Raw genomic sequence first — 8,538 nt, 5'->3', positions numbered from 1 at the left:
CGCGAGCGCCCGTTCGACGGCGCTGCACGGCCGCTGTAGCTTTTGATGCGAGCCGGGCGACGCCCCGGTATGTCACGGCAGCACACGATTTCGACGGAGTTGCGGCGGGCCCTCGAGGGGTACGACGTCGACCGGGGCTTCGGCCGAACCTGCCCGAGTTGCGCCCAGGAGTACGAACCGGGCGAGCGCGTCCTCGTGGTCGCCGAGCGGCCCTCCGAGGCGGCCTCATGGACGGTCTCGTCGGTCGTCTGCGCCGAGTGTGGCCAGCAGTCGATCCCCGAGGAGCGACGCGGGGCGAGCGAACAGGCGCTCGTCTCGGCCGATCTCGCCGCGTCGGGGCTGACACTCGCGATCGACGGCGAGAGCGCCCGACTCCTGGATCGATCCCCGGCGACGGACGCGTAGCCCCGTCGCCCGGGGGTCCGCCGGCGTTCAAACGAGCAGTTCGCTCCCGAGGACGATCACACCGACGACGCCGAAGACGACCCCCAGCGCCGGCTCCATAATCTCGCTGGGGACGTACTTGCCGACCCGCGTTCCGACGGTGCCGCCGATCAGGACGCCGGGGATCGACCACGCGACCACGTACCACACGGGCGTGGCGGCTAGTGCGTGGACGGCGGCCCCGGCGAGGGCGGCGACCCCGAGCACGAAGACGCTCGTCGCGATCGCGACGCGGGGCGGGAGCCGACACCGAACGATGAGTTGCGTGGTCGTGATCTCCGGAAGCCCGGCGCTTATCAGCCCGGTAATGAACCCGCCGACGGTCGCGAGACCGATACCTGGGGGCCGCCAGCAGGTGTCGTAACTGAACGTCTCGCCGTCGGCCGCCTCGATCGTCGTCTCGCCCCGGCCGGTGTTTTTTTCCTCTAGGAACGGACCCTCGCTCTCGCCGGGGACGCAGTCCTCGGGGGCGTCGTGGATGACGAGAAACGCCCCGAGTGCGAGCAGGCCGACCCCGAACGCGACGGTCAAAAGCGTCGTCGGGACGGCGTGGGCGGCGAACGCGCCCACGACGATCGCGGGCACCGCACCGAGCAGCAGCCACTTCGCGGTCGCATAGTCGACGACCCCCTGGCGGACGTAATTCAACAGGCCGTTACCCATCCCAAACACCTCTGTCAGGAGGCCGGCCCCGATCGCCTGCGCCGGCGGCAACCCGACCACGAGAATGAAAAACGGGCTGAAAAACAGCGCCCCCGAGACACCCGACCCGAGTGCGACCGTCGAAAAGAGGATCGACGCCGGGAACACCCACCAGTGAGCGAGGAATCGATCGACCGGGAAGCCCGACGGGACGGGGATCGACTGCAGGACCGTGGGGCTGCCGTTTCGGACCGATTCGACGACGACCCTGGCCGGTTCGGGACCGACCGGGGCGGCTGCGGCGGGGCCGGCGGCGAGCACGGTACCGGTAGGGACGCCGACTGACCCGCCGATGACCAACGCGACGACCCCGCCGAGGACCCCGATAGCACCGCCCAGAACGCCCCGGATCATATGTGCTGCCCCCGACGCCGACCGGCGTCGCCTCGGGCGTCGCTCATCGTCTTATCACCTCTCATCGGCGCTCACTCGAACAGCTCCGACACCGTCCCTTCGTCGGGCGCCCAGCCGACGAACTCACCTCCCTCGAACGGGAGGTCGACGGCGGCGATGTAGTTACAGAGCCCGACATAAAAGTCCACAAGCAGCCCCAACGCGACGATGTCCGACGACGAGTACTGCCGCGTGAGCGCGTCGTGGATCCGGTCCGTGACGGTGCCGGACTCGACCGCGCGGGCGTACTGCAGCAGGACGAACTCCTCGTCATCAAACACTGAGAGGTCACCGCCCCCGATGGCCTGCATCTCGTTGAGCGTGACGCCCTTCTCGCGGGCAATGTCGACGTGTTGGTGCCACTCGTATCGGGCCGCTCGCGCTCTCGCGACCGTTAGGATGACCAGCTCCTTTCGGCGCTGTCCCAACTGGTCGTAGAGGACGTTCAGATACTCAAGTGTCGCCTCAAGCACCTCGGGGTTGTGCGCCCACGCGCGGAAGATGTGGCGGTCGCCGAGGTACTCGTCGGTGAACAGGTAGTGGTACTCCTCCGGAATCTCGTCGAGTTCGAGCAGTGGCAGTCGTGTCATGTGTCGTGTCTCGTCGTGGTGTCTCGCGTGTCGTCTCGCGCCCGTGGTGTGCGATCCTGCGTCGCGGCCGCGGCCCGGCGTGTGCCGCCTCGCGGTGCGTTCGGCGTCGTCCCGCGTTCCACCGGGCGCGTCGTGGTTCCGTACCGCAGCCCGCAATCTCCGGGTGCCGACAGCGGCGTCACGCGAGGACGCCGCTACCGACGAACGCCCCGAGTGCGACCCCGTAGACGACGTGGACCGTCCCGAACGTCGACATCGTCCGTCGATCGGGGTCCATCCCGAGGACGAGCCGCATCCAGAACACCATACCTCCGATCGCGAGGGCGACGCCGTAGACCGCCCCGGCCCCGATCGCGATCCCGAGCGATCCGAGGTCGACCCCGAGCAGCGGCGCCCCGACGGCGAAGGCGGCGCCCGCGCCGACGCCGTACAGCACATGCAACACCATGCCGGGCATCGCGTGCTCCTCGGAGGCACCGCCCCTGAGTTTGGCCACTAGATCGGCCGTGGGTGGCGGCCCGCCGTCACCCATCGCCATCATCACGGCGGTCATCAGGATCGTTGCGACGAGGCCGCCACCGAGGCCGGCGACAATCGAGGTCATGGGTTCATCCGATCGGACACAGCCCGGGTATTAAGCCGCGCCGCGACCGTGGAACCGAATTGCACGGACTCGGTTCCGCTGTTCCGGATATCCTCGGGCCGCTTTCGAGTCCTCGCCCGGGTTCGGTCACCTCTCGGGCGCTTCCCACCGTCCCTTTCGGCGACGTTTACGGGGGCCGCGAGCGCGTTTCGGGACCGTACGGGACTCGAATCCCCCGTGATGTCGTACTCCCGTGATAGAGATACGAGCGCATACCCCCGCCCCTCCGTGAGTGACGAGTGTTCCGACGCTCTGTCGGAACCGAGGAGCGAACAGACGGGGGTCGAGCGGACACTCCGGGGACAAAACCACCGGACTGTGGCCGGACTGGATGACCGACCGAAGGTTTTTGTCGTGGCCCGACATATCTCAGGTTGCTACGGAATCGGTGAGATGCCGGCCCCCAACAGACAAGGGGCGGTGACGAACGCGGTCTGTCCGTCACACGGCAATGACATCGATCCCGATGGGGCCTGCGTGACCGGGCCACAGCCCTACAGCGAGGGAGAAAACGAGAGTTTCGCCGGTATGCTGCCGGTTCCCTCTGAGTGCGGGTTGGAACCGCAACGGTCCGTCTTGGCAGGCCGGTCATCCGGTGGCCGGATGCCACGGCCGTCAGGCCGTGGAGGAGGTCACGTCGTCGGAATCCGTCGGATTCTGACTGCAAGCTGGAACTCGGAGCGTTCCCGCACGACGAGACGCCGACGGCGTCCCGACTCGCGTGTGCCCGGAGTGTCACCGCACTGCCCCCGCCGCTTGGTCCTCCCGCGAACCGCCGGTCAGCCACACGACTGTTCCCCGGTCAGGATCGAGCCAGCGCAACGCTCGCACCATCGCCCCGTCGTCGGGGCCGCAGACCCCCCGAACCGCCCGCCCCCCGGCCATCCATCCACGAAGGTAGGCGGCGTCGGCCGCACCGTCGTAGCCGACGAGCGCGACCGCCGGACCGTCGGTCCGCCCAACGTGGCGGCCCTCGAGACCGAAGACGAGGTAGGTCCGTACCGAGAAATCGCCGTCGACGACGTACAGCGCCTCGTGTTCGATCGGATCGACGTACGTCGCCAAGTCGACGAACGACAGCCCCGTCGCGATCGGGTCGGGGTCGACGGCTCGCTCTTCGTCCTCCGTGAGTCGTCCGCCCGTAGCGTCCTGTAGCTCCGCGGCCCGCTCGCGCGCCCAGCCGTCGTTCGGCGGGCCGCCGAACGGCGTTTCGGGGGTAAGTTCGTTCGGGTCGACGCCCCAGTAGGCGTAGTGGAGGTCGTAGCCGTCCCTGCTGTAGGCAACAAGTGTTCGGTGGCCCATACCCCGCTTGGCCGCGTATTGGGTTATAAATATCGGCCCGCTCGATGTCGTCGAGACGGTCTCTGCGGTCGCATATCGCTGGCTCGCATGTTTACCGTTCGCCCCTTTTGAGGATCTTCCTACGGTCGATCCTCGCTAGGCATACCCATCAGGCATCTCCATCCCACGCCGCGGCCCAAGCCCCTGTAACACCTCGATCGCTGTCATGAAATCGTTCGTCGTGAGTTGGCCGACGAACCGGCCGTTCTCGACGACGAGCACCCGATCGCCCGACGTCGAACTCATCGCCGATAGCGCGTCGAAGGCGTCGTCGTCGGGCGCTACCGTCGGCGGCGACGACCCCATCACGTCGGCGACAGTCGTCGACTCGCGGTCCGCGTCGGGGACCGATCGGATCGACCCGAGCGTCACGACCCCGGTGACGGTCCCGCGCTCCATCACCGGATACGCGCTTGTTCGTTCCGTGAGAACCCGATCTAGAAACTCGGCGACGGTCGTTTCGGGGGTGACCGTTCGAACGTCCGTCGACATCAATTCGCGGACAGTCACCCCTTTGAGTAGTTCCCGGAGGACCGTTGCTCGCGACTCCGCGCCGGCGGCGATGTAGACGAACATCGCAACGAGCAACAGGATCGGCGCGAACGCGAGCACCGCGAAGATCGCCATCAACACCGCCACGAACTTGCCGACCATCGCCGCGGTCCGTGTCGCTTCCGCGTAGGGCCGCGAGCGCGCCAGCAGCGCCCGCAACACCCGCCCGCCGTCCATCGGAAACGCCGGAACAAGATTAAACACCGCGAGTGTCACGTTGATCACCGCGAGGCTGCCGACGACGACCACGACGACCGGCTGTGCCGGAAGGACGAACAGCGACGCATAGCAGGCTGCGCTGACGAGCACGCTCATCGCCGGCCCGGCCAAAGCGACGTACAATTCGACGTTCCAGTCCTCCGGGAGGTCCTCCATCCGGGCCATCCCCCCGAAGATCCACAGCGTGATCGAGCTGATCGTGATGCCGTACCGCCGGGCGGTCCAAGAGTGGCCGAGTTCATGGAGCAACACGCCGATGAAGAGACCGACCGCCGTCGCGACGCCGACGATGAGGGGCGCTGTCCCGGATTGCACCGCGGCGACGTCGACCGCTCGCGGCGCGATCGAGTCAACCAGCCCTACGTAGAACGCCAACTGCGCTTCCCGGCTAATGAGCCACGCCAACAGCGGAAGGAACACCACCAGCGTGACGTTGAGTCGGATCGGAATCCCAGTAATGCGGCCGATCTCGAAGTTCTTCATACCGACACGTCGTGATCCGCCAATAAAACGATGCCGCGGCTCGAACGGTGCGCCGTCGCTCTTCGAAGGATGACCGACCGCGGGTACAATACGTATAAAAGCGTCGCGAGTCGCCGCCCCGTCTCGGCTTACTTGCCGCGGTTGCTGTCCGAGCGGATGCTCGGGCGGGTGTGTTCGGTGCCCTTGCCACGCTGCTGTTGGCCGCGGCCGCGCTGTCCGGCGGACGTCCGACCGCGGTAGGCTCGACCGCGCTGGCTGTCGTCACAGATCCAAGACAGGTCGTCGTCGTTTTGGATCGCGCCGTGTTCGGGGTCAAGGAGAATGACCTCGAACCACTTCTGCGAGCCGTCCTCGCCGACCCAGTAACTGTTCAGGATGCGGAGGTTCCGGAACTTTCGGCCGGAACGTTCCTCGGCGATCCGCTGGAGGTTCTTTCGGCGGGTGATCTTGTTGACACCCTGTCGCTTCGAGCGGCGGCCCGCCTTGAAGCGCTGTTTGCGGGCGCTGCCCTTTCGGACCGAAACGCGGGCGACGACGACGCCCTGTTTGGCTTTATACCCAAGATTGCGGGCCTTGTCGAGCCGCGTCGGCCGGTCGACCCGCTCGATCGAGCCTTGGTCGCGCCATTCCTGTTGTCGTTGCCACTGCAGTTCCGCGAGCTTTCCTTCCTTCGGCGTTTTCCACGCCTCCCGGATATGTGAGTAGAAGCTTCGTGCCATGGTTTCACCACGGGCGTTGTATGGTTCAACCCCGCGAGCGCCGCCCGCGGAGTCACATCCCGACCTGCGTAGACAGGTGCCCACCGGTGCCCGTCGTCCGGCGAGTTACGCTTAAATTCACCGCTGTGTCGGTTAAGCGCTTCGAAAGCCTGCGGCACCCACGAACCGCTATCCGAAGGTGACACACGATCTCCGGGACGAACTACGTCGTTTTGAGGCGGTCGCTCCGGTGGCCACCCCAGGCCGGGGCCCGTGAGTAATAAGTACGTGTGCAGTGTGTGTCAACGTATGTCAAACGATCGAGACCTCCCGAACATCGATATGGGGGATGACGACTTGGAGGACGCCGAGACGGCGCGCGTCGAGTATCTCAGCCAGGGGGTACTCCAGCGTCGCGGCTGGAGTCGAGACGAGGAGGCCCTCTTCGAGAAGGCCAGAAACGCCGACCTCGACGAACGCGAGTATGGGACGGTCGAGGTGCCGAAAGACAAGTACCTCCTCGATGGCGTCGAAAATAAGGGATACAACTGGCCGTTCGAGTGCCGCGCCGGCTCCTGTGCGAACTGTGCGGCCTTTCTTGTCGACGGCGAACTCGAGATGGACATGAACCTGTTTCTGACCGACGAGGAGGTCGAGGACATGGACCTCCGGCTGACGTGTGTGGCGTCGCCCGAAAGCGACGAGCTACAGGTCGTCTACGAGGCCCGACGTTCGGAGTACCTACAGACTGTGGTCGGTGAGCGAGAGGTCTGAGCGGGCTGTGACCGACCGACCCACGCGCGACGCGCTTCTTTAACTCCGGTCACACACTCCGGTCACACCCCCCTGAGATCAGCTATTACGGGGGCCGCGATCGAGTTCCTTGCCCCCGTGAGCCGATCTACCTAATACAGCGAGAGAGCCCCGGCGTTCACGCCGGGCGTGAACCGCGTCACAGCCTCGCTAGCCCACAGATTTATGATTATTACAGACATACACTAGTGTAACTCAAGAGCCGAAATTAATCTGGGAACATCTTGGGGTCCTCCCCGCCAACATGTACCATCTGGTGCTCACACTATCGCTACCCCTGCAACATGGGATGTGGTGATGGCATGACACAATCCAACCCCTGCGGTACTTGAGCGTGTCCACCGTGGCAGAAAGGGCACGCAGGCCGATGGCACGGCCCGTGTTGCCAGCCACCGATAACGTGACTGGCGTCACTCGACTGCAGTTCGTCGGGTGCTGTGCAAGGAGATACAGGGTCCACCCGGACAGGGACGCTAAATATGCCACACCGTCGTTCGACGGCTCACGCACTGAGCACAAACTGGAGTACCCGCAGCGAGCGGGGAATGTTGCCCGTGTTTGTGCCGAAGCGGCTGGCTCCAAACGTGGGAAACCGCACCGTTCACGGCGCGGAGGATGTCATTGACTGTCGTCCGCCTCAGCGAGCGCCTCCTGTAACCGCTCGTCGGGCGACGCGTCGGCGACGAGCCGGTCCTGTTCGTACTTGTGAACCTCCGAGAGGTCGACATCATCGCCCATCGACTCAAGTACCGCCGCGAGTATGAGTGCCTGCCGGTCTAGGCGATCCTCGAGGGCGTTGATGTTATTAAATGACTCTTCGGCGAAGGCGGTGAGCGACGCCGAGAGATCCGTGAGCTTCGTCTCGTTTTGTTTCACTTTCCGCTCGTCGAGGCTGATCCGGGCGAATTCCTCGACTTCCTCGAGTTGGGACCGGAGATCGCCGAGTTGCTCGCGTAACTCCGTGGTCTGTGACTCGATGATCTCCTCGATGAGGACCTCGACTGTGCCCCCCGCTGAGGGACTCGTCGGATCCTCGATAACCGCCTCACCGTTCCCCGCCGTCTCATCTGATTGGCTGTCCGTCCTGTCCGGGGTCTGTCTGCGGAACTTCGCTGGCGGCATATGCTAGAAACTCACAGCCATGATTATATACCTTCGGCCGTAGCCCGGCTTCACAAGTACGCTCTAACGGCCCCATTCGTGTTGACGTCCTCCTCCGTGTTCACGCGGAGGAATCCTGAGCGTTGGAGATTTCAGGTTTGCAGTTCCACCGAACCCCAGTACGGTGAGAATCCGTGCGGGGTTCGCGGACTGTGGCGGGTGGGACTGCTGGGAGTGCCAAGCCCCCGGTACTCCTATCCTCCGTCAGAGACGGACTCTCAGAGTTGTTTTTGCCTCGGAGAGTCCGGCAGACTTCAAGCGGACTCGGAGTTACTTTTTTGATACTTCCAAGCAGTCAACTCCGCGTCAACCCTGTGAGGATTGAGCGGTCGTAGACTGGTTCCGATTATTGCCTCGTTATTTGGGGCGGGCAGGCCGCCATCGCAGGATTGACGGGAATCGCTCCATTCCACGTCCGATTCCTACTTTCCCGTTAAACGGCCTGCAAATTAAAATCTCGGACATGAAATCTCAAACTGCGTCACGAACCGTCGAAAGT

9 protein-coding genes are annotated in these 8,538 nt (G+C 64.7%); 2 read left to right on the top strand and 7 right to left on the bottom strand.

Annotated features, from left to right (window positions below; translation table 11 throughout):
• Positions 1–69: 69 nt before the first annotated feature.
• Positions 70–405, top strand: a complete 336-nt coding sequence (locus ACI944_RS08460; RefSeq protein WP_411718616.1) for a hypothetical protein — start codon at positions 70–72, stop codon at positions 403–405.
• Between the two features lie 27 nt (positions 406–432).
• Here the strand turns inward: ACI944_RS08460 and ACI944_RS08455 are convergent, their stop codons facing one another.
• From ACI944_RS08455 to ACI944_RS08430, 6 genes are all read right to left on the bottom strand, one after another.
• Positions 433–1,500 (bottom strand): sulfite exporter TauE/SafE family protein, encoded by a 1,068-nt coding sequence (locus tag ACI944_RS08455; protein WP_411718615.1) that lies wholly within the window; start codon positions 1,498–1,500, stop codon positions 433–435.
• Positions 1,501–1,571: 71 nt separating this feature from the next.
• Positions 1,572–2,129 (bottom strand): carboxymuconolactone decarboxylase family protein, encoded by a 558-nt coding sequence (locus ACI944_RS08450; RefSeq protein ID WP_411718614.1) that lies wholly within the window; start codon positions 2,127–2,129, stop codon positions 1,572–1,574.
• A gap of 178 nt (positions 2,130–2,307) precedes the next feature.
• Positions 2,308–2,733 carry a hypothetical protein gene (locus ACI944_RS08445; protein ID WP_411718613.1) on the bottom strand — a complete coding sequence of 142 codons (426 nt, stop codon included), beginning with the start codon at positions 2,731–2,733 and terminating at the stop codon, positions 2,308–2,310.
• 774 nt (positions 2,734–3,507) lie between these two features.
• A complete protein-coding gene (locus tag ACI944_RS08440) occupies positions 3,508–4,074 on the bottom strand; it encodes a DUF6735 family protein (protein WP_411718612.1) in 567 nt (188 codons plus the stop codon).
• Positions 4,075–4,209: 135 nt separating this feature from the next.
• Positions 4,210–5,367 carry a site-2 protease family protein gene (locus ACI944_RS08435; protein WP_411718611.1) on the bottom strand — a complete coding sequence of 386 codons (1,158 nt, stop codon included), beginning with the start codon at positions 5,365–5,367 and terminating at the stop codon, positions 4,210–4,212.
• 128 nt (positions 5,368–5,495) lie between these two features.
• On the bottom strand, positions 5,496–6,086 hold the full coding sequence (locus tag ACI944_RS08430) for a 50S ribosomal protein L15e (RefSeq protein WP_411718610.1): 591 nt from the start codon (positions 6,084–6,086) through the stop codon (positions 5,496–5,498).
• Positions 6,087–6,407: 321 nt separating this feature from the next.
• Between ACI944_RS08430 and fer the strand changes: the two genes are divergently transcribed.
• Entirely contained in the window at positions 6,408–6,839 is a 432-nt protein-coding gene (gene fer, locus ACI944_RS08425; RefSeq protein WP_411718617.1) for a ferredoxin Fer, read from the top strand.
• A 657-nt stretch (positions 6,840–7,496) separates the two neighbouring features.
• On the opposite strand, the gene ACI944_RS08420 is transcribed toward fer, so the two are convergent.
• Positions 7,497–8,000 (bottom strand): hypothetical protein, encoded by a 504-nt coding sequence (locus ACI944_RS08420; RefSeq protein WP_411718609.1) that lies wholly within the window; start codon positions 7,998–8,000, stop codon positions 7,497–7,499.
• Positions 8,001–8,538: the final 538 nt, after the last annotated feature.

It is taken from the genome of Natronomonas sp. (assembly GCF_046710025.1).
Taxonomy (GTDB): domain Archaea; phylum Halobacteriota; class Halobacteria; order Halobacteriales; family Haloarculaceae; genus Natronomonas.
This window is presented reverse-complemented; position numbering and strand designations above follow the sequence as displayed.

Coding starts and splice junctions, on each gene's coding strand:
- ACI944_RS08460 (WP_411718616.1), top strand. CDS start 70: ATGTCACGGCAGCACACGATTTCGACGGAGTTGCGGCGGGCCCTCGAG.
- ACI944_RS08455 (WP_411718615.1), bottom strand. CDS start 1,500: ATGATCCGGGGCGTTCTGGGCGGTGCTATCGGGGTCCTCGGCGGGGTC.
- ACI944_RS08450 (WP_411718614.1), bottom strand. CDS start 2,129: ATGACACGACTGCCACTGCTCGAACTCGACGAGATTCCGGAGGAGTAC.
- ACI944_RS08445 (WP_411718613.1), bottom strand. CDS start 2,733: ATGACCTCGATTGTCGCCGGCCTCGGTGGCGGCCTCGTCGCAACGATC.
- ACI944_RS08440 (WP_411718612.1), bottom strand. CDS start 4,074: ATGGGCCACCGAACACTTGTTGCCTACAGCAGGGACGGCTACGACCTC.
- ACI944_RS08435 (WP_411718611.1), bottom strand. CDS start 5,367: ATGAAGAACTTCGAGATCGGCCGCATTACTGGGATTCCGATCCGACTC.
- ACI944_RS08430 (WP_411718610.1), bottom strand. CDS start 6,086: ATGGCACGAAGCTTCTACTCACATATCCGGGAGGCGTGGAAAACGCCG.
- fer (WP_411718617.1), top strand. CDS start 6,408: ATGGGGGATGACGACTTGGAGGACGCCGAGACGGCGCGCGTCGAGTAT.
- ACI944_RS08420 (WP_411718609.1), bottom strand. CDS start 8,000: ATGCCGCCAGCGAAGTTCCGCAGACAGACCCCGGACAGGACGGACAGC.